This is a genomic window from Stenotrophomonas sp. (genome assembly GCF_032099025.1).
In the GTDB taxonomy this organism is placed as follows: Bacteria; Pseudomonadota; Gammaproteobacteria; order Xanthomonadales; family Xanthomonadaceae; genus Stenotrophomonas.
Map to the genome: position 1 here is coordinate 66,356 of NZ_DAMCID010000012.1, position 18,160 is coordinate 84,515.

General features: G+C 66.4%; 19 protein-coding genes. 10 read left to right on the forward strand and 9 right to left on the reverse strand.

Going from position 1 to position 18,160, the window contains the following annotated elements:
• Positions 1-382 precede the first annotated feature (382 nt).
• The gene (locus tag RT456_RS10465) at positions 383-1,360 is read left to right on the forward strand and encodes an RluA family pseudouridine synthase (protein WP_313346112.1); all 978 of its coding nucleotides are present in this window, start codon (positions 383-385) and stop codon (positions 1,358-1,360) included.
• Positions 1,361-1,728: 368 nt separating this feature from the next.
• On the opposite strand, the gene zupT is transcribed toward RT456_RS10465, so the two are convergent.
• From zupT to RT456_RS10480, 3 genes are all read right to left on the reverse strand, one after another.
• Positions 1,729-2,538 carry a zinc transporter ZupT gene (gene zupT / locus RT456_RS10470; protein ID WP_313346115.1) on the reverse strand — a complete coding sequence of 270 codons (810 nt, stop codon included), beginning with the start codon at positions 2,536-2,538 and terminating at the stop codon, positions 1,729-1,731.
• 93 nt (positions 2,539-2,631) lie between these two features.
• Positions 2,632-3,075 carry an energy transducer TonB gene (locus tag RT456_RS10475; protein ID WP_313346118.1) on the reverse strand — a complete coding sequence of 148 codons (444 nt, stop codon included), beginning with the start codon at positions 3,073-3,075 and terminating at the stop codon, positions 2,632-2,634.
• A gap of 5 nt (positions 3,076-3,080) precedes the next feature.
• Complete coding sequence (locus RT456_RS10480) at positions 3,081-3,422, reverse strand: 4a-hydroxytetrahydrobiopterin dehydratase (RefSeq protein WP_313346121.1); 342 nt, start codon at positions 3,420-3,422, stop codon at positions 3,081-3,083.
• Between the two features lie 91 nt (positions 3,423-3,513).
• Between RT456_RS10480 and RT456_RS10485 the strand changes: the two genes are divergently transcribed.
• Positions 3,514-4,113, forward strand: a complete 600-nt coding sequence (locus RT456_RS10485) for an NfuA family Fe-S biogenesis protein (RefSeq protein ID WP_313346124.1) — start codon at positions 3,514-3,516, stop codon at positions 4,111-4,113.
• A gap of 9 nt (positions 4,114-4,122) precedes the next feature.
• Entirely contained in the window at positions 4,123-5,907 is a 1,785-nt protein-coding gene (locus RT456_RS10490; protein ID WP_313346127.1) for a hypothetical protein, read from the forward strand.
• 59 nt (positions 5,908-5,966) lie between these two features.
• Here RT456_RS10490 and RT456_RS10495 read toward each other — a convergent pair whose 3' ends face one another.
• Together RT456_RS10495 and RT456_RS10500 are read right to left on the reverse strand one after the other, a co-directional pair.
• Positions 5,967-6,380: a barstar family protein gene (locus RT456_RS10495; protein WP_313346130.1), complete on the reverse strand. Its 414-nt coding sequence runs from the start codon at positions 6,378-6,380 to the stop codon at positions 5,967-5,969.
• Positions 6,377-6,856, reverse strand: a complete 480-nt coding sequence (locus tag RT456_RS10500) for a ribonuclease domain-containing protein (protein WP_313346133.1) — start codon at positions 6,854-6,856, stop codon at positions 6,377-6,379. Before RT456_RS10500 ends, RT456_RS10495 begins: the two co-directional genes overlap by 4 nt.
• Positions 6,857-7,139: 283 nt before the next feature.
• On the opposite strand from RT456_RS10500, the gene RT456_RS10505 reads away from it, so the two are divergent.
• The gene (locus tag RT456_RS10505) at positions 7,140-7,751 is read left to right on the forward strand and encodes a superoxide dismutase (RefSeq protein ID WP_313346136.1); all 612 of its coding nucleotides are present in this window, start codon (positions 7,140-7,142) and stop codon (positions 7,749-7,751) included.
• 267 nt (positions 7,752-8,018) lie between these two features.
• Here the strand turns inward: RT456_RS10505 and RT456_RS10510 are convergent, their stop codons facing one another.
• A complete protein-coding gene (locus RT456_RS10510; RefSeq protein WP_313346139.1) occupies positions 8,019-8,852 on the reverse strand; it encodes an endonuclease/exonuclease/phosphatase family protein in 834 nt (277 codons plus the stop codon).
• A gap of 167 nt (positions 8,853-9,019) precedes the next feature.
• Here RT456_RS10510 and RT456_RS10515 point away from each other — a divergent pair, with 167 nt between their 5' ends.
• Together RT456_RS10515 and RT456_RS10520 are read left to right on the forward strand one after the other, a co-directional pair.
• Positions 9,020-10,582, forward strand: coding sequence for an oligopeptide:H+ symporter (locus tag RT456_RS10515; RefSeq protein ID WP_313346142.1), 1,563 nt, complete (start codon positions 9,020-9,022; stop codon positions 10,580-10,582).
• An 8-nt stretch (positions 10,583-10,590) separates the two neighbouring features.
• Positions 10,591-11,220, forward strand: a complete 630-nt coding sequence (locus RT456_RS10520) for a rhomboid family intramembrane serine protease (protein ID WP_313346145.1) — start codon at positions 10,591-10,593, stop codon at positions 11,218-11,220.
• A 66-nt stretch (positions 11,221-11,286) separates the two neighbouring features.
• On the opposite strand, the gene RT456_RS10525 is transcribed toward RT456_RS10520, so the two are convergent.
• Positions 11,287-11,463: a hypothetical protein gene (locus RT456_RS10525; protein ID WP_313346148.1), complete on the reverse strand. Its 177-nt coding sequence runs from the start codon at positions 11,461-11,463 to the stop codon at positions 11,287-11,289.
• A 212-nt stretch (positions 11,464-11,675) separates the two neighbouring features.
• On the opposite strand from RT456_RS10525, the gene RT456_RS10530 reads away from it, so the two are divergent.
• From RT456_RS10530 to cfa, 3 genes are all read left to right on the forward strand, one after another.
• The gene (locus RT456_RS10530; RefSeq protein WP_313346150.1) at positions 11,676-11,978 is read left to right on the forward strand and encodes a GNAT family N-acetyltransferase; all 303 of its coding nucleotides are present in this window, start codon (positions 11,676-11,678) and stop codon (positions 11,976-11,978) included.
• A gap of 63 nt (positions 11,979-12,041) precedes the next feature.
• A complete protein-coding gene (locus RT456_RS10535) occupies positions 12,042-12,905 on the forward strand; it encodes a DUF3298 and DUF4163 domain-containing protein (protein ID WP_313346151.1) in 864 nt (287 codons plus the stop codon).
• Positions 12,906-12,918: 13 nt separating this feature from the next.
• A complete protein-coding gene (cfa, locus tag RT456_RS10540) occupies positions 12,919-14,037 on the forward strand; it encodes a cyclopropane fatty acyl phospholipid synthase (protein ID WP_313346153.1) in 1,119 nt (372 codons plus the stop codon).
• A 251-nt stretch (positions 14,038-14,288) separates the two neighbouring features.
• Here the strand turns inward: cfa and RT456_RS10545 are convergent, their stop codons facing one another.
• Complete coding sequence (locus RT456_RS10545) at positions 14,289-16,454, reverse strand: M3 family metallopeptidase (RefSeq protein ID WP_313346155.1); 2,166 nt, start codon at positions 16,452-16,454, stop codon at positions 14,289-14,291.
• A gap of 282 nt (positions 16,455-16,736) precedes the next feature.
• Here RT456_RS10545 and RT456_RS10550 point away from each other — a divergent pair, with 282 nt between their 5' ends.
• On the forward strand, positions 16,737-17,216 hold the full coding sequence (locus tag RT456_RS10550) for a glutathione peroxidase (RefSeq protein WP_313346157.1): 480 nt from the start codon (positions 16,737-16,739) through the stop codon (positions 17,214-17,216).
• Between the two features lie 85 nt (positions 17,217-17,301).
• Here the strand turns inward: RT456_RS10550 and RT456_RS10555 are convergent, their stop codons facing one another.
• Positions 17,302-18,081 carry a ferredoxin--NADP reductase gene (locus RT456_RS10555; RefSeq protein WP_313346159.1) on the reverse strand — a complete coding sequence of 260 codons (780 nt, stop codon included), beginning with the start codon at positions 18,079-18,081 and terminating at the stop codon, positions 17,302-17,304.
• Positions 18,082-18,160 lie beyond the last annotated feature (79 nt).

Below are 18,160 nucleotides of genomic sequence, written 5' to 3' on the forward strand. Positions count from 1 at the left end.
ACCGCGCGGAACGCCATGGGGTTTCGCTTCTGGTCACGCTTCGACGCCCATCGCGCATGCGCGGGGAGGGCGGCTTGGGTTTCCAGCGCTACGACACCACGGCAGGCCGCGGGAGCGCTTCTTTATGTGTTGGTTTGGGTGTTGCGGGCCGGAGGCAGCTGTCAGCCAGGCTGGAGCGCCACAGGGACATTTTTTCAGCGCAGACGCTTGTCAGGCATCCGGCGATGGCCGGGACCGCCGGTGAGCCGCTAACATGGCCGCCCCGGGGGCGGTGGCTGCGCACTGTGCCGGAATCGAGGGAAGCCGGGCTTCTGGCCCACAGCAACTTCCAACGAAATCAATCCCTTATCTCGCCCGCCGAGTGTAACAGAATAAAAGGCCAATGACCGACACCGTGCCGTCCCCCAAACCCGCTGAAGGCAAGACCAGCGTCCGTCTCCTGACTGTCCCGGCCGACCGCGCCGGGCAACGCCTGGACAACTTCCTCCTCGGCCAGCTGAAGGGTGCGCCGCGCAGTCTGGTCTACAAGCTCGTCCGCAGCGGCCAGGTCCGCGTGAACGGCGGACGCGCCAAGGCCGAGCGCAAGCTCGTCGAGGGCGATGAAGTCCGCGTGCCACCCGTCCGTCTCACCGAGGAGGGAGACAAGGTCGGCCCACCGGCGTCCTTCATGAAGCGGCTCGAAGACGCCATCGTCTACGAAGATGAGCGCCTGTTGGCCCTCAACAAGCCCTCGGGCGTGGCCAGCCACGGTGGCAGCGGCATCAGTTTCGGCGCCATCGAGACCCTGCGCGCGCTGCGCCCGGGCAAGACGCTGGAGCTGGTGCATCGGCTGGACCGGGATACCTCGGGCCTGCTGATCGTGGCCAAGAAGCGCTCGGCGCTGAGCGAGCTGCAGGCGCTGCTGCGTGAAGACCATGGCGCGGGCATCCGCAAGCGCTACCTGACCCTGCTGGTGGGGCGCATGCCCGATGGCACCATGACCGTGGACGCCCCGCTGCACGTGGGCCTGCGCCAGGGCGGGGAGCGCCATGTGCAGGTCAATGCGATCGGCAAGGAATCGATCAGCCACTTCAAGGTGCTGGAGCGCCGCGGTGGCCATTCCTACTGCGAGGTGCGCATCGAGACGGGCCGCACCCACCAGATCCGCGTGCATGCCCAGCACCTCGGGCACCCGGTAGCCGGAGACGACAAGTACGGCGATCCGGACGTCAACAAGCGGCTTCGTGACCAGATCGGGCTGAAACGCCTGTTCCTGCACGCCGCCTCGCTGGAGTTCTCGCTGGACGCCGGCAAGACCCCGTATCTGCTCAACGCACCGCTGGCCGACGAGCTGGTCGAGGTGTTGAACCGGTTGGGGTGAGGGGGCGGGAACTTCGAACGTGACGTAGCAATGCGTAGGTCCACGCCCTGCGTGGACACCGCGCGAAGCGCGGCTCAAGCGTCCGGAGCACGTAACCCATGGCGTACGGTGATTTTCCCGCGTGTGAACCAACCGAAGACGTCCGTCAGGCGTCCATGGCGCCTGATACGCGGTTTCGTTCTGTTACACACCCGGACGCCTGATCGCGACCGGTTGCACAACGGTCTCCGGTCGCATGGGCCGCGCTGCGCGCGGTCTCCACGCAGGGCGTGGATCTACGAACCGTTACGTGCCCATTGGGTTCGGGACATATGAACGATTTCCCCAGAAGGGTTATGGGGCCATCGGGATCGAGAGCGAGTGGCCAATCACCATTTGAACAACACCAGGCTGATCGCCAGGGTGGCCATGCCGGCCACCAGGCCGTACACGGTCTCGTGCCCCTTGGCGTAGCGCTTGGCCGCCGGCAGCAGTTCATCCAGCGCCAGGAACACCATCACCCCCGAGATCAGCCCGAACACCCAGCCGAAGGTGGCGTGGTTGAGCACGCCGGACAGCAGCACGTAGCCGATGGCGGCACCGATCGGCTCGGCCAACCCCGACAGCAGGCTGGCGCCGAAGGCATAGAACTTGTTCTGCGTGGCGAAATAGACCGGCACGGCGATGGCGATGCCTTCGGGAATGTTGTGGATGGCGATGGCGAAGGCCAACGGCATGCCCACCGACGGGCTCTCCAGCATCGCGAAGAACGTGGCCAGGCCCTCCGGGAAGTTGTGCGCGGTGATCGCCACGGCGGTCAACAGGCCCACGCGCTTGATGTAGGCCTTGTTGTTCTCGCGGAACATCGGGTCCTGCTTGTCCAGGCTCTCGTGCGGGTTGGGAATGAGGTGATCGATCAGCACGATCAGCAGCACGCCACCCAGGAAGGCCGCCATGGCATAGGCGTAGCCCACCCGCGCGTCGTAGGCGAGGGTGAACGAATCGATCGCCTTGGTCAGGATCTCGGTCAGCGACACGAACACCATCGCGCCCCCGGCGAAGGCCAGGCCGAAGGCGAGCAGGCGGGGATTGGGTCGGCGCGAGAACAACACCATCAGGCTGCCCAGGCCGGTGGCCAGGCCGGCAGCCAGGGTCACCAGCAGGGCGACCCAGACGTTTTCATTGGAGATGTCCGGCATGTGCCACCGTGTCCTTGTCATTGTGCAGCGCGCCCCGGTCGGGGCGCGCAAAGGGAAGACTGGCGGCAGCGGGTCTTGAGGGCGCGGCGCGGCTCAGCCGCCCCGGCGAAGCCGCTCTTCGACCGCGAAGCACTCATCAGGCTTGGGCTGCGGCGGGTTGAAGCTCACCGGCACCTGGATGGTGGTGGAGACCGGTTGGCCGGCGCGGGTGGCGGCCTTGAACTGCCACGCCATCACCGCGTGCATCGCCCGGTGGTCCAGGTCGCCGTTGCCGCTGCCGTTGGCGAGGGTTACTTCGCTGGGGACGCCGTCGGTGCCGATCACCACCTTCAACGTGCTGGTGCCGCCGATGCCCTGGCAGGCCAGTTCGATCGGGTACTCCGGCGGCGGGGTCTTCACCGCCGCCACCTCGGTGGGCGCCGCCACCGGCGCGGCCGGTTCGGACGGGCCGCTGCAGCTGGCGAGGGCGGCAACGCCAGCGCTGGCGATCAAGACGCGTAGCGCCACCGCATGGGTGGCTGGGTGAGGCATTTTCATGGGTATCACTCCGTCAGGGCCGAGGCCTTGGCTGCACAGATGAAGTCGTTCTCGCTCAGCCCGCCCACGTCGTGGGTGGAGAAGCGCACCACGGCACGGTCGTAATGCACGCCCAGGTCGGGGTGGTGGTCCTCGCGGTGAGCCACCCAGGCAAGGGCGTTCACGAACGCCATGGTGGCGTGGTAGTCCTTGAACCGGAAGGTCCGGGTCAGCGCCTGGCCCTGTTCGGCCAGCTCCCAGCCGGGCACCTGGGCCAGCAGCTCGGCGATCCGGGCTTCGCCCAGCTTGTGGTCGCTGCCCTTGCGCGGCACGCAATGGGCCTGCGCCAAGGGAATCAGGTCGGCCATGAAATTCTCCATCTCGTGTATGCCTGAACAATGCGCTGGACAGTGTATAAACCGAATGAGCGCATAACATGTAAGCCGCTAGAATAGCCGCATGATCCAGATATCCGACACCGCCCAGACCTATTTCCGCAAACTCATCGAGCGCGAAGCCGTGCCCGGCATGGGCGTGCGCCTCAGCGCCGTGGACGCGGGCACCCCCCGTGCCGATGCGCGCCTGGAGTTTGCCGAACCGGCCGACCTGCTCGGTGACGAGTGGGCGGTGGACTGCGACGGCTTCACCCTGTACGTGGCCGCCACCAGCGTGGCGTGGATGGACGGCGCGGACATCGACATCGTCACCAACGCGACCGGTGGCCAGCAGCTCACCATCAAGGCGCCGAAGATCAAGGGTGAAGCCCCGAACGACGCCGCCTCGCTGGTCGAGCGCGTGCGCTGGGTGGTCGAGAACGAAGTGAATCCGCAGCTGGCCTCGCATGGCGGCAAGGTAGCGGTGCAGGAAGTGTCCGCCGATGGCGTGGTGCTGCTGCGCTTCGGCGGTGGCTGCCAGGGCTGCGGCATGGCCGATGTCACGCTCAAGCAGGGCATCGAAAAGACCCTGATGGGCCGTGTGCCCGGCATCACTGCGGTGCGCGACGCGACCGACCATGACAGTGGGCACGCGCCGTACATTCCCCGCGGCACGGCTGCCTGATCGCCCTGCGTGACATCACGTCGGGCTGACGACATCCTCGATTGGCTGCTGGCTCGCCAGCCGGACAAACGTATCGTCGAAAAGACCACGGGCCTTCCCTACGGGTGGGGCCTGTGGCTGCGCGCGTTGACGCCATTGCCGCGTCCGTTCCGTTCTACGGAAGTGATTGCCCAGTTGATCGACCGGCCGTTGCCCGGCTCGCCCGGCCGGTTGCCGGCGCTGGGCACCGTGCAGGCGCTGCGCCGCCTGCTGTGGCAGACCTGGGACCCCGCGCCGCGCGACCAGCGCTGGATGCGTTGGACCTCGGCGGTGTTGAGCGTGCTGCTGCACGTGCTGTTCGCGGCGCTGCTGCTGTGGGTGGCGTTGATCCGTCCGCCGACCGAGCCGGAGCAGGGCGGCGATGGCGGACGCATCCAGGTGGAGTTCATCGGCAGCGGCACGCCGCAGGAAAGTGGCGGTGGCGAACCGGCTGCCGCGGCTGGCAGCGCGGCGGCTGCGGCCAGTGCGCAGGCCGCCTCGGCTGCTGCGGCGAGCGCGCGTGCCGGTAGTACCGCCGCGGCCACCGCCCCGCAGCCGCCGGCCCAGCCCGAGCCGCAGCCGGCCGCCAGTGCCGAACCAACCCCCGCGCCGACGCCGCCCGCGCCGACGGCGGTCGAACAGCCGATCCAGGCCACCGATGTTGCCGAGGCCACCACCGATTTCGTGGTGCCGCCCACCAGCGTGCCGCGCACCGAAGTGCGGGTGATTCCGCGCGAAGCACCCGAGGTGCAGGTGCGCGAGCGCACCGTGGAGGTGGTGGAAGCCCCTGCCGCACGCGCGGTTACGCCCACGCTGTGGCCGGTTGAACCGCAACTGCGTACGCCGGACGTGGCGGTGCGCGAGCGCCAGGTCACCGTGGTGGATGCGCCCACGCCGCCGGTGCCCACGCCGGGCCCGCGCGTGGAAGTGACGCTGCCGCAGCGCGAGCTGCAGGTCCGCGAACGCGAGATTGCGCCGGCCCCGTCGGTGTCGGTCACGGTGGCACCGGTTCCGCAGCGCGAGATCAACGTGCCCGGGCGCAGCCCGGAGGTCACCGTGCGCGAACGCGCCGTGCCCAACGCAACACCGCGTCCGTCGCCATCACCGACGCCGACGCCGGCAGCGTCCACCGCCGCGACCACGCCCAGCCCGACCGCCGGCGCGGCCACCCAGCCGGCACCGAGCCGCAATGCGGCGTCTGCGACGACGCCGTCGAAAACCCCGGCCAGTACGCCGGCCGCGCGCCCCGCACCGAACCCGGGCAACTGGGCAACGCCGGCGCGCGGCGACGACTGGGGCGCCGCCAACCGCAACCGCGATGGCGACCGCAACGGCGCGCAGGCCAACCAGGGTGCCGGCCGCACCGGCGACGGCCTGTTCAATGCCGACGGCAGCGTGCGTGTTCCCGGCCAGGAAGGCAGTGGCGATACCGCGCGCGGCGCGCCCGGTGGCGACAACGACGGCTGGAGCCGCGAACGCATCGCGCAGTCCGGCACCTGGCTCAAGCGCCCGCCGTACGATTACACCCCGACCTCGTTCGACAAATACTGGGCGCCCAACGAATCGTTGCTGGCCGAGTGGGTGCGCAAGGGCATCAAGGCCGTGGAGATTCCGATCCCGGGCAGCAGTTCGAAGATTTCCTGCGTGGTGTCGATCCTGCAGTTCGGCGGCGGCTGCGGTCTGACCGACCCGAACATGCAGGACCAGCCGGCCGTGGCCCGCCCGCCGCCGGACATTCCGTTCAAGAAGGAATTGCAGGACGACAACGGCGGGTAAGCGCGCCTGTCGGCGCGCCCCCCTGACTCAGGGGGGCTTTTCTCCAGACCTGTTCCCAGCTACTCGTGCAGCGCGACGAATGCCCAGAAGGGCACGTTCTGCTCGGTCCATGCATCGCTTGCGTCGGCCAGCACATCCAGGAAGGTATCGAAGTCCTTCTCCGCGCCCTCCCGCAACCCATCGGCATCACTGAAGAACAGCGCATAGCCGTTGGCCTGCAGCCACGACAGATCGCGCAGGCTGTCCGACAGCGCATCCCAGTTGCCGCCAAACGACTGCGGGAAATCCAGTTGCGCGGCGATGCGCGCCAGCAGGGTGCGCTTGTCATTGCACCCGTGCAGGTCGATGGTGGTCACGCGCAGCCCGGCGTCGCGCATGGCCGCCGACAGCGGCCCGATGTCCTGGTTACCGACGGAGTACACGCCGGCGTTGTTGATGTCGTCCAGGCCCAGTTCGAATGCATCGTGGTTCATTGCCAGCTCCCGGCGGGTGGGACGTCGAAACTGCGGAAGGTTTCGTAATGATCGTCGGTATAGAACCAACCGGTCGGCGGGTTGCCGCCGGTCACGATGCGGCGCGCGCCACGGTTGCCGGCGCCCGGCGTATCCACGGTGTACTCGCGGTAGTAGCCACGCGGGCGGTCCGGCAGGCGCTGCTCGCGGTTGCTGAAGACCCCGCCGTCCTGGCGGTGCGGGTAGGGGCCGCCACGCTGGATCATCGCGATGGTCTGGCGCGCTTCGGCGGGCAGGAAGGCGGGTAGGGCGCTGGACGACTGCTGCGCGGCGGCGCCCGGGTTGGCCGGTGCGTCGGTGCTGACTGCGGGGCCTGCACCGGGTTGGGTCAGCGATGGGGCGAACTGCGGCTTCGGCGCGCGCTGCGCTTCCTTGATGGCGAAGAGGCCGCCGACCAGCAGGAAGATGGCGACGAGCAGTAATAGGGGTTTGCGCATGTGAACGTTGAGTGTGCGAGGGACGGGGTTAATGTAACGTCGCCATCCCCTTAACGCATCAGGAGCAGAGCCCCCTGAGTCAGGGGGCGCGCCGACAGGCGCGGGGTGTCGGTGCTGGTAAGAAGGGGCCCGCGGTTTGCGTAGCAAAGCGTGGGGCGACAGCGCGAATGCGATGACGCGTACCCTTCCTTTACGTGGGCCTTGGTAAGCTTGGCGGCCATCCCCATCATCGACTTCGCAACGCCCGGCCTTCGCCGGGCGAGTGAGCTACCAGGAGAACCACATGGCCTACACTCTGCCCAAGCTGTCCTACGCCTATGACGCGCTCGAGCCGCATATCGACGCGGCCACGATGGAAATCCACCACACCAAGCATCACCAGACCTACATCAACAACGTCAACGCGGCACTGGAAGGCACCGAATACGCCGACCTGCCGATCGAAGAGCTGGTGAAGAAGACCAAGTCGCTGCCGGAAAACCTGCAGGGCGTAGTGCGCAACAACGGCGGCGGTCACGCCAACCATTCGCTGTTCTGGACCGTGATGGCCCCGAACGCAGGCGGCAAGCCGGTCGGTGACGTCGCCAAGGCGATCGAGACCCAGCTGGGCGGCTTCGACACGTTCAAGGACGCCTTCACCAAGGCTGCGCTGACCCGCTTCGGCAGCGGCTGGGCCTGGCTGAGCGTCACCCCGGACAAGAAGGTCGTGGTGGAAAGCAGCGCCAACCAGGACAGCCCGCTCGAGAACGGCAATACGCCGATCCTGGCGCTGGACGTGTGGGAACACGCGTACTACCTGAAGTACCAGAACCGTCGCCCGGAATACATCGGCGCGTTCTTCAACGTCGTCGACTGGAACGAAGTCGAGCGTCGTTACCAGGAAGCGATCGCCTGAGTTCATCGGCGGCGTGAATGAAGAAGGCCGGGCGGAAACGCCCGGCTTTTTTTTCGCAACCGGTAGTGCCGGCCGCTGGCCGGCGCCAAGCGATGCATGAAGCAAACCGTAGTGCCGGCCGCTGGCCGGCTCCACGTGATGCACAGATTCGCCTGGAGCCGGCCAGCGGCCGGCACTACCTGTGGTGCACAGATTCGCCTGGAGCCGGCCAGCGGCCGGCACTACCTCTGATGCACAGATTTGCCTGGAGCCGGCCAGCGGCCGGCACTACTCGCCCTGCAAGCGCAGCGTGGCAATGATGCCCAGGCGCAGCTCGCCTGCGTCGGTGCCTTCCAGCGCAGCCAGTTTCAACGGCTGCTGGCCCATGCCGGCGAAATGCTTGACCTGGAACAGCACGTCCAGCCCATGCCCGCGCGCCGCGCCCGCCGCGGATGGCGGATCGACCCGCTCGCCGGGATTGTTGCGCGCCGGCTGAAACCCCGGCGAGCTGCCGACCAGTTCACGGATGTCGGCCGAGAAATCGCCCGCGATCAACGAGGGCAGTCCATCGGAGGTGGCACCGATCCAGGTCATCAGGTCGCCGGTCTGGTGCTGCCGCACCTTGACCTCGTCCGGCTCGGGCCGCAGCCGCGCCACGTAGATGTTGACCAGCTCCTCCTGCAGCTTCACCCGCAGCATGCCGGCGGCGCTGAACTGGCCGGGCGGGTGCAGCAGGGTGACACCGTCCTCGGCCACCGGCAGCCGGCTGAGCAGGGCACTGCCGTGCCGCAGCGGCTGGCTGGGCGGGTCGGCGGTGACGAAGTCGCAGCTGTAGCGCAGCCGGCTGGCCAGCCAGCAGGCGGGGTTGCGGCCTTGGGTCTGCAGCACCCGCTGCACGGCAATCACGTCCGGCTGAAGCGCTTCCAGCGCCTGCAGCACCTGATCGCGACGCTGCTCCCACTGACGGTCGTCCTGGGTGGGCAGTTCCAGCGTGGCGATCTTCAACAGGCGTGCACCGTCCTCGCTCTGGCGCGCGTGGGCCGAGGCGATGGAGGTAGACAGCAGGAGCAGCAGGAGCCAGCCGGGCCAGCGCGCTGTAACAACCGTGGGGAGGGGGCGCATAACGATAAGTTTACGCTTTGGCCGTCGACGCGCCGTGACTTCGAGCGGGTTCGGCGCGCATTTCCTGCCATGTCGCGAACGGCCTGTCACGTAGGGACGCAGCGTGCGTGCCCGTGGCCCTTCCGGTAACCTTGCGCCCTTTAGACCCCGCAGGACAGCCCCATAGAATGAGCACGATCGCAGCCGCCAGCGCCGGCAAGGGAAAAATGCCGCGCCAGATTCCGTACATCATTGGCAATGAGGCCTGCGAGCGGTTCAGTTTCTACGGGATGCGCAACATCCTGGTGCAGTTCCTGATCACCTCGCTGCTGCTGCAGGAGATCACGTCCGAAGGGCGGGCCGGCGAGGCCAAGGACATCATGCACAGCTTCATGATCGGCGTGTATTTCTTCCCGCTGCTCGGTGGCTGGCTGGCCGACAAGTTCTTCGGCAAGTACCACACCATCCTCTGGTTCAGCCTGATCTACTGCGCCGGCCACGCCTGCCTGGCGCTGTTCGAGAACAGCCGCGAGGGCTTCTTCTTCGGCCTGGGCCTGATCGCGCTGGGCGCGGGCGGCATCAAGCCGCTGGTGGCTTCGTTCATGGGCGACCAGTTCGACCAGAGCAACAAGCACCTGGCCAAGCTGGTGTTCGACGCCTTCTACTGGATCATCAACTTCGGCTCGCTGTTCGCCTCGCTGCTGATCCCGCTGGCGCTCAAGAACCTGGGGCCGCAGTGGGCCTTCGGCATTCCCGGCATCCTGATGTTCGTGGCCACCTTCGTGTTCTGGCTGGGCCGCAAGCGCTACGTGCTGGTGCCGCTGCCGCCGAAGGACCCGCATTCGTTCGGCAACGTGGTGCGCACCGCGCTGACGGCGCAGGTGCCGGGCAAGGGCCGTCCGGGCCTCACGCTGGCGATCCTCGGTGCGGTGCTGGCGGTGGCCTCGATGGGCCTGGTCGGCATGCTCGGTATCGTGATCTGCCTGTGCATCGCGCTGGTGCTGGTGCTGGTCGGCGTGGGCGGTGGCACCTGGATCCAGCTTGACCGCGCCCGTGCCGTGCATCCGGCCGAGGCCGTGGAAGGGGTGCGTTCGGTGCTGCGCGTGCTGGTGATCTTCGCGCTGACCACGCCGTTCTTCTCGCTGTTCGACCAGAAAGCATCCACTTGGGTGCTGCAGGGCCAGCAGATGGCCATGCCGTCCTGGTTCACCGCCTCGCAGATGCAGGCGTTGAACCCGCTGCTGGTGATGATCCTGATTCCATTCAACAACCTGGTGCTGTACCCGGCGCTGCGCCGTTTCGGCTTCGAGCCGACCGCGCTGCGCCGCATGACCGCCGGCATCGCCTTCAGCGGCCTGGCCTGGATCGTGGTGGGTGGTATCCAGGTGATGATGGACGGCGGCAACGTCATGTCGATCTTCTGGCAGATGCTGCCGTACGCGCTGCTGACCTTCGGTGAGGTGCTGGTTTCGGCCACCGGCCTGGAGTTTGCCTACAGCCAGGCACCGCAGGCGATGAAGGGCGTGGTGATGAGCTTCTGGAACCTGACCACCACCATCGGCAACCTGTGGGTGCTGCTGTCCAACGCGGCGGTGCGCAACGATACGGTGACCCACAAGATCGCCAGTACCGGGCTCAGTGAGGCGGCGTTCCTGATGTTCTTCTTCGCCGGCTTCGCGTTCGTGGCGGCGTTGACCTTCGGTTGGTATGCGAAGCGCTATCGTATGGTCGACAACTACCGCGCTGCCTGAGTACCCCCATGCAACTGACCCCCGTCAACCTGCTGCTGATCGCCATCACCGTCCTGGTGTCGTGGATGGCGTTCAAGAACCGCGCCCTTGCCGACCGCCTGATCCTGTGGCCGCCGGCGGTGGACCGCAAACGCCAGTACGACCGCCTGGTGACCTACGGTTTCATCCACGCGGATCTGGCCCACCTCGCGTTCAACATGATCACGCTGTTCTTCTTCGGCGGCCAGATCGAAGCGCTCATGGTGAACCTGACAGGCAGCTACCTGACCTATCCGGCGTTCTATCTGGGGGCGCTGGTGGTGTCGATCCTGCCCAGCTACCTGAAGAACCAGAAGAACCCGAACTACCTGAGCCTGGGGGCGTCGGGTGCGGTGTCGGCGGTGTTGTTCGCCTTCATTCTGGTCAGCCCGTGGAGCATCATCTTCGTGTTCTTCATCCCCGCGCCGGCGATCATCTATGCCGTGTTCTATGTGGGCTACAGCATCTGGATGGACCGCCGTGGCGGCGACCGCATCAATCACAGCGCGCACCTGGCCGGTGCCGCGTTCGGCGTGATCTTCATGCTGGCCATGCGGCCGGCGATCTTCGAGCATTTCCTGCGCGAACTGAGCAACCCGACCTTCAGGCTGGGTGGCTGAAGCGGGTACCGACCAACGGTCGGTACCTACCAGCAGGTCACCACCGTGGGTGGTGACGCTGTTGCCTTACGCCGCGAAACGGCGGTCGCCACCGTAGGTGCTGAGCAGGCGGGCATAGACCTCGTGGTCGATGAGATCGAATTCCGATCCCTGGGTCTGGCCGTTCAGGGCCAGCTGGAAAAGGCCTTCCAGCAGCGAGCTGTCGGCATCGCCGGGCTGGGTGAAATCGGGTGCATGGTCCATGTAACGCTCCTTGGGACACGGATGGGGCAATCGGTAGTCGCAAAACCCGTGCCAGCTTTTGCGACCTGTCCGTTACCGATAGCGGCTTGAGCCCGCCCGACTTTAGGGCTGGAAGTGACAAAAAATGTCGGCTGTTGCCCCTGTTCAGGCTTCACGCGATCATGGCGCTACGCTGCGCACTATCGCCACAGTAGCCGCAGGAGACAGTGCCCATGGCTTCGGTCACCCCGCCGGGTTTGGCATATGAGGTGGAGCACGATCTGGCCCGCCACCGGTTCCAGGCCCGCATCCGTGGGCATCTGGCGCTGCTGGACTACAAGATCAAGGGAAAGCGCATGACCATCACCCATACCGAGGTGCCCGAGCCGATCAGTGGCCAGGGTATCGCGGGGGAGCTGACCAAGGTGGCGCTGCGCTATGCGCGCGACAACAGGTTCAAGGTGGTGCCGGCGTGCGCGTATGCCGAAGCCTTCCTGGAGCGGCACGAGGAATACAACGACCTGCTGGTGCCTTGAGCACGGCAGGGGATGTTTCAGGGACGACGGATCATGATGCTGGGCTTCAACAAGGGGATTGCAATGAACATCGCAGGAAACCGCCGCGCGCTGCGTACTGGCGCGCTGGCGTTGGCCGTGGGGCTGGTGCTGCTGGCCGGCTGCAAGCGCGACGAGGACAGTGCCGCACCGGCACCGGCCGACACCGCCGCCACGGCGTTGCCGGGCAACGTCGAGGCCCCGGCAGCCGCCGAGGCACCGGTCGAGTTGCGCGACGTGATCGAGAACACGCCACAGGCCGTGATCGGCATCAGCTACCCGCAGGACGTCAACCGCTATCCGGCCCTGGCCAAGGCGCTGTCGGACTACGCCACCGCCGCGCGTGCCGAACTGCAGCAGGCCGTGGACGGGCTGGGCAATGACAAGCCGACGATGCCCTACGAGCTGTCGCTGAGCTTCGAGAAGGTGCTGGACACGCCAACGCTGGTGGTGATCAGTGCCGATGGCAGCCGCTACACCGGCGGCGCCCATGGTGAGCCGCTGGTGGCGCGTTTCGTCTGGCTGCCCGAACAGCAGCAGATGCTGACCGCCGACAAGCTGATTGCCGATACCAAGGGCTGGGGCGTGGTCAGCGACTACATCGCCGACCAGCTGCGCGAGCGCGTGGCCACGCGCCTCAGCAGCGAAGACATGGAACCGGGCCAGCTGCAGGAATCGCTGCGCAGCGCCAGCCGCATGATCGCCGATGGCACCGGCGCCAGCGCCGACAACTTCGGCCAGTTCCAGCCGCTCACCGACCCCAACGGGCTGATCACAGCCGTGCGCTTCGTGTTCCCGCCCTACCAGGTGGGGCCGTACTCGGATGGCACGCAGACCGTGGACGTGCCGGCCAGCGTATTGGCCCCGCACGTTGCCCCGGCCTACGCCGGCCTGTTCGCCAAGGGTTAGCGGAGGGCAGGCCGTGGACGTGGGGCTGCAACGGCGGGTGATCGAGTTGCTGCACGAGGCGGACGTCACTGTCGACGGTGACCGACCCCATGACATCCACGTGCACGACCCGCGCTTCTATTCGCGCGTGATCGCCCAGGGCTCGCTTGGCCTGGGCGAAAGCTACATGGACGGGCAGTGGGATGCGGCGTCGCTGGATGGCTTCCTGCTGCAGGTGATGCAGGCCCATCTGGACGCGCGCGTGCATGGCTGGCGCGAGCTGGCCGACGGACTCAAGGCGCGGTTGTTCAACCTGCAGGCCGGCGGCGGCAACCTGGAAGTCGGTCGCCGCCATTACGACCTCGGCAACGATCTCTACCACGCCATGCTCGGCAAGCGGCTGGTCTACAGCTGCGGTTACTGGGCCCACGCCAACGATCTGGACAGCGCACAGGAAGCCAAGCTCGATCTGATCTGCCGCAAGCTCGGGCTGCGCACCGGCCAGCGCGTGCTCGACATCGGCTGCGGCTGGGGCGAGGCACTGAAGTTCGCCGCCGAGCGCTACGGCGTCTCCGGCGTGGGCATCACCATTTCGCAGGAACAGGCCGACTACGCACGCGCGCTGTGCGCGGGCCTGCCGATCGAGATCCGGCTGCAGGATTACCACGACGTTGACGAGCGTTTCGATGCGATCCTGTCGGTGGGCATGTTCGAGCATGTCGGCGACAAGAACTACCGCGGCTACTTCGAGATGGCGCGGCGCTGCCTGCAGCCGGGCGGCTTGTTCCTGCTGCACAGCATCGGCAGCAACCGTTCGCGCCACCGCACCGACCCGTGGATCGCGCGCTACATCTTCCCCAATTCGCTGCTGCCGTCGGCCGCGCAGATCACGGCTGCCTACGAGGGTCTGTTCGTGCTGGAGGACTGGCACAGCTTCGGCCCGGATTACGACCGCACCTTGCAGGCCTGGCGCGCCAATGTCGAAGCGGCATGGGAGCATCTTGATCCGCAGCGTTACGACGAACGTTTCAGGCGCATGTGGCGCTTCTACCTGGCCGGCTCGATGGCCAGCTTCCGCTGCCGCCACGCCCAGCTGTGGCAGCTGGTGCTGTCGCCGAACGGCGTCCCGGGCGGGTACATCGCGCCGCGGTGACGGCGTTGCCGATAATGCTTCTGGCGTTCTTCGCGTAGGGACACGCCATGCGTGTCAGCGCGATGTCGGGTGCACGTGGACACGCATTGCGCGAGACACGCATGGCGTGTCACTACGAAAAACCGCCCGGCTTTTGGCCGGGCGGTTTTTTGTTTCAAACAGCAGATCAAGAGCGTAGCGGACTAACAGTCCGCTCTACACAGTCCGCTCTACACAGTTCGTGCTACACGGTCCGCTCTACACCGGCCGCGTTAGTTCTTTTCTGCGGTCAGGCCGCGCTTTTCGAGCAGCGGCTCGATCTGCGGTTCGTGGCCGGCGAAATCGCGGAACAACTGCATCGCATCCACGCTGCCGCCCTTGGACAGCAGGGTGGCACGGAAATGGTCGCCGTTCTTGCGGCTCAGGCCGCCGTTTTCACGGAACCACTTCTGGGTGTTGGCGTCCAGCACTTCCGACCAGATGTAGGCGTAGTAGCCGGCCGAGTAGCCGCCCATGATGTGGCTGAAGTACGGGGTCTTGTAACGCGGCGGCACCGGTGCGTAGTAAATGCCGTCCTTCTCCAGCGCGGCGCGCTCGAAGGCCATCACGTCCTTCGCGGCCGGCACCTGGTCCGGGCCGATCTGGTGCCAGCGCTGGTCAAGCATGGCCGCGCCCAGGTATTCGGTGGTGGCGAAGCCCTGGTTGAACTTGGCGGCGGCGATCACCTTGTCCAGCAGTGCCTGCGGCATGGCGCCACCGTTCTGGTAGTGCTTGGCGTAGTTCTTCAGGATGAGCGCGTTGTCCGACCACATCTCGTTGACCTGCGAGGGGAACTCGACGAAGTCGCGCGGCACCGAGGTGCCCGAGAAGTACGGGTACTTCACGTTCGAGAACATGCCGTGCAGGGCATGGCCGAATTCGTGGAAGGTGGTGGTCACTTCGTCCCAGGTCAGCAGGGTCGGCTGGCCGGCCGGCGGCTTGGGGATGTTGAGGTGGTTGGCCACCACCGGCTTGAAACCGGTCAGCGCGGACTGGGACACGTACGAGTTCATCCACGCACCGCCACGCTTGGAGGCGCGCGCGTACGGGTCGAAGATGAAGATCGCCAGCTGGCTGCCGTCGGCGTCGAATACGTCGTAGACGGTCACGTCGTCGTGGTAGACCGGCAGGTCGGTGCGCTGCTTGAAGCTCAGGCCGTATTCCTGGTTGGCGGCGAAGAACACGCCGTTCTCCAGCACGTTTTTCAGCTCGAAGTACGGCTTGAGCTGGGACTCGTCGAAGTTGTACTTGGCCTGGCGCACCTTCTCGCTGTAGTAGGCCCAGTCCCATGCTTCCAGCTGGAAGCTCTTCTTGCCGGCGGCCTTCTGTTCCTTGTCGATCATGGCCTGCAGGTCGGCCGCTTCGCGCTTGGCGTTGGCGACGGCGGCCGGGGCGAGCTGGCCGAGCATGGCGTTGACCGCTTCTGGGTTCTTGGCGGTCTGGTTGGTCAGGTTGTAGGCGGCGGAGTTGTCGAAGCCCATCAGCTTGGCCTTGTCGGCGCGCAGCTGCATGATGCGCGAGACCAGCGCGGTGTTGTCGAACTCGCCACCGCGGCTGCCGCGGGTGACCGAGGCGTCGTAGATCTTCTTGCGCAGGTCGCGGTTGGCCAGGTTGGTCAGCGGCGGCTGGCCGGTGGTGTTGAGCAGCGCGATGACGTACTTGCCGTCGAGCTTGCGCGCCTTGGCCGCTTCGGCGGCGGCAGCGATCTGCTCGGCCGACAGGCCGTCGAGCTGCTTGACGTCATCGACGACGATGGCCGAGGCGTTCACTTCGTTCTGCACGTTCTGGCTGAACTTCGTGCCCAGATTGGCCAGCTCGGCGTTCATTTCCTTGAGCTTGGTCTTGTCGGCTTCGTTGAGCTTGGCACCCGCGCGCACGTAGCTCTCGTAGTACTTCTCGACCAGGCGCACGCCTTCGGCGTCCAGGCCCAGCTGGGTGCGGGTGTCGTACAGCGACTGGATGCGGGCGAACAGCTTGCCGTTCAGCGCGATGGCATCGGCGTGCGCGGCGAATTTCGCCGAGTAGTCGGCCTGCAGCTTCTTGCGCGCATCGTTGGTGTCGGCGCCGACCAGGCTGAAGAACACGGTCGTGGCGCGATCCAGGGTGTCACCGCTCTTTTCCAGGGCGATGAGGGTGTTGTCGAAGGTCGGCTTGGCGGTGTTGTTGGCGATGGCCTCCACTTCCTTCAGCTGCTGGGCCATGCCAGCGTCGAAGGCGGGCGCGAAGTCGCTGTCCTTGATCTTGTCGAACTGCGGGTAGTGCAGCGGCAGGGTGCTGTCGGCGAAGAACGGGTTGGCCTGCTGGGCGGCGTTGGCGGCCGGGGCGGCGGCAACGGCGGAATAGGCGGGCAGGGCAAGGCCGAGGGTCACGGCGACAGCAAGGGCAAGACGGGTGGTCAAGGGGAATTCTCCGGTCAGACAAGTGCCCGAGGTTAACCCGGCCCGGCGGGGCGGGGCTTGTGTCGAAAGGCATGTGCGCAGCGGTCGCAGCCGCGCGGCACCTGACCGTAGAGCCACCCCCTGGGTGGCGGCGAGCACCAGAACCGTAGAGCCACCCCCTGGGTGGCTGCGAGCACCAGAACCGTAGAGCCACCCCCTGGGTGGCTGCGCGGCGCCAGAACGATGCACAGCCACCCATGGGGTGGCTCTACAATGCCGGTAACCCGCTCTGGAGCTCCCGCCATGACCACCGCCTTCGATTTCTCGTTCGTGGACCTCACCGGCCAGCCGCAGGCGCTGGAGCAGTACCGGGGCAAGGTGCTGCTGCTGGTGAACGTGGCCAGCAAGTGCGGCTTCACCCCGCAATACGAAGGGCTGGAGGCGCTATGGCGCGAGTATGGTCCGCGCGGGCTGGTGATCATCGGCTTCCCGTGCGACCAGTTCGGCCACCAGGAACCGGGCAATGCCGAGGAGATCCGCAGTTTCTGTTCGTTGACCTATGAAGTGGACTTCCCGCTGTCGGACAAGGTTGACGTCAACGGCGATGGCGCGCATCCATTGTGGCAGTGGTTGAAGTCGGAAAAATCCGGTCTGCTGGGCACCCGCGGCATCAAATGGAACTTCAGCAAGTTCCTGGTCGGGCGCGACGGACAGGTGCTGCAGCGGTATGCGCCCACCGACACGCCGGAAAGCCTGCGCGGGGATATCGAGGCGGCGTTGTAGAGCCACGCCCTGCGTGGCTTCGCGGTGCCCACCGGAGAGCAGCCACGCAGGGCGTGGCTCTACGCGGTGGTGCAACGGTCGGCGATCATTTTTCGACGAACGCGCGCTCGAACACGTAATGGCCCGGGGTGCCGATGCGCGGCGAGGTCTGGAAGCCGCGGGCGTCCAGCACGGTGCGCAGGTCGGCCAGCATCTGCGGGCTGCCGCAGATCATGGCGCGGTCGTTGTCCGGGCTCAGCTCGGGCAGGCCCAGCGTGCGCTGCATCTCGCCGCTTTCCAGCAGCGAGGTCAGGCGGCCCTGGTTGGGGAACGCTTCGCGGGTCACGGCGGGGTAGTACAACAGCTTGTCGCCGATCATCTCGCCCAGGAACTCGTGTTCGCGCAGTTCCTTTTCGAACAGGTCGCGGTAGGCCAGGTCCTTTTCGTAACGCACGCCGTGGGTGAGGATCACCTTGTCGAAGCGTTCGTAGGTTTCCGGGTCCTTGATCACCGACAGCCACGGCGCCAGCCCGGTGCCGGTCCCCAGCAGGTACAGGTGCCTGCCGGGGTGCAGGTCGCTGATGAGCAGGGTGCCGGTGGGCTTCCTGCCGACCAGTACCTTGTCGCCCGGCTTGATGTGCTGCAGCCGCGAGGTCAGCGGACCGTCCTGCACCTTGATGCTGAAGAACTCGAGGTTCTCTTCCCAGTTGGCGCTGGCGATGGAATAGGCGCGCAGCAGCGGCCGGGTCTCGGTTTCCAGGCCGATCATCACGAACTGACCGTTCTCGAAGCGGAAACCGCTGTCGCGGGTCGTGGTGAAGCTGAAGTAGGCGTCGGTCCAGTGACGGACCTCAAGCACCGTTTCGGCGCCGAAAGCGGAAGACATGGGGGTGGGGTCTGATCTGTGTTGTCCCGGCCAGTTTAGCTCAAATGAGATAAATTCTCATTGAACCCCGCCAGCCCCC

What these genes read in the sequence shown, in the direction of transcription:
- RT456_RS10465 (WP_313346112.1), top strand. Translation starts at nt 383, where the DNA reads ATGACCGACACCGTGCCGTCCCCCAAACCCGCTGAAGGCAAGACCAGC.
- zupT (WP_313346115.1), bottom strand. Translation starts at nt 2,538, where the DNA reads ATGCCGGACATCTCCAATGAAAACGTCTGGGTCGCCCTGCTGGTGACC.
- RT456_RS10475 (WP_313346118.1), bottom strand. Translation starts at nt 3,075, where the DNA reads ATGAAAATGCCTCACCCAGCCACCCATGCGGTGGCGCTACGCGTCTTG.
- RT456_RS10480 (WP_313346121.1), bottom strand. Translation starts at nt 3,422, where the DNA reads ATGGCCGACCTGATTCCCTTGGCGCAGGCCCATTGCGTGCCGCGCAAG.
- RT456_RS10485 (WP_313346124.1), top strand. Translation starts at nt 3,514, where the DNA reads ATGATCCAGATATCCGACACCGCCCAGACCTATTTCCGCAAACTCATC.
- RT456_RS10495 (WP_313346130.1), bottom strand. Translation starts at nt 6,380, where the DNA reads ATGAACCACGATGCATTCGAACTGGGCCTGGACGACATCAACAACGCC.
- RT456_RS10500 (WP_313346133.1), bottom strand. Translation starts at nt 6,856, where the DNA reads ATGCGCAAACCCCTATTACTGCTCGTCGCCATCTTCCTGCTGGTCGGC.
- RT456_RS10505 (WP_313346136.1), top strand. Translation starts at nt 7,140, where the DNA reads ATGGCCTACACTCTGCCCAAGCTGTCCTACGCCTATGACGCGCTCGAG.
- RT456_RS10510 (WP_313346139.1), bottom strand. Translation starts at nt 8,852, where the DNA reads ATGCGCCCCCTCCCCACGGTTGTTACAGCGCGCTGGCCCGGCTGGCTC.
- RT456_RS10515 (WP_313346142.1), top strand. Translation starts at nt 9,020, where the DNA reads ATGAGCACGATCGCAGCCGCCAGCGCCGGCAAGGGAAAAATGCCGCGC.
- RT456_RS10520 (WP_313346145.1), top strand. Translation starts at nt 10,591, where the DNA reads ATGCAACTGACCCCCGTCAACCTGCTGCTGATCGCCATCACCGTCCTG.
- RT456_RS10525 (WP_313346148.1), bottom strand. Translation starts at nt 11,463, where the DNA reads ATGGACCATGCACCCGATTTCACCCAGCCCGGCGATGCCGACAGCTCG.
- RT456_RS10530 (WP_313346150.1), top strand. Translation starts at nt 11,676, where the DNA reads ATGGCTTCGGTCACCCCGCCGGGTTTGGCATATGAGGTGGAGCACGAT.
- RT456_RS10535 (WP_313346151.1), top strand. Translation starts at nt 12,042, where the DNA reads ATGAACATCGCAGGAAACCGCCGCGCGCTGCGTACTGGCGCGCTGGCG.
- RT456_RS10550 (WP_313346157.1), top strand. Translation starts at nt 16,737, where the DNA reads ATGACCACCGCCTTCGATTTCTCGTTCGTGGACCTCACCGGCCAGCCG.
- RT456_RS10555 (WP_313346159.1), bottom strand. Translation starts at nt 18,081, where the DNA reads ATGTCTTCCGCTTTCGGCGCCGAAACGGTGCTTGAGGTCCGTCACTGG.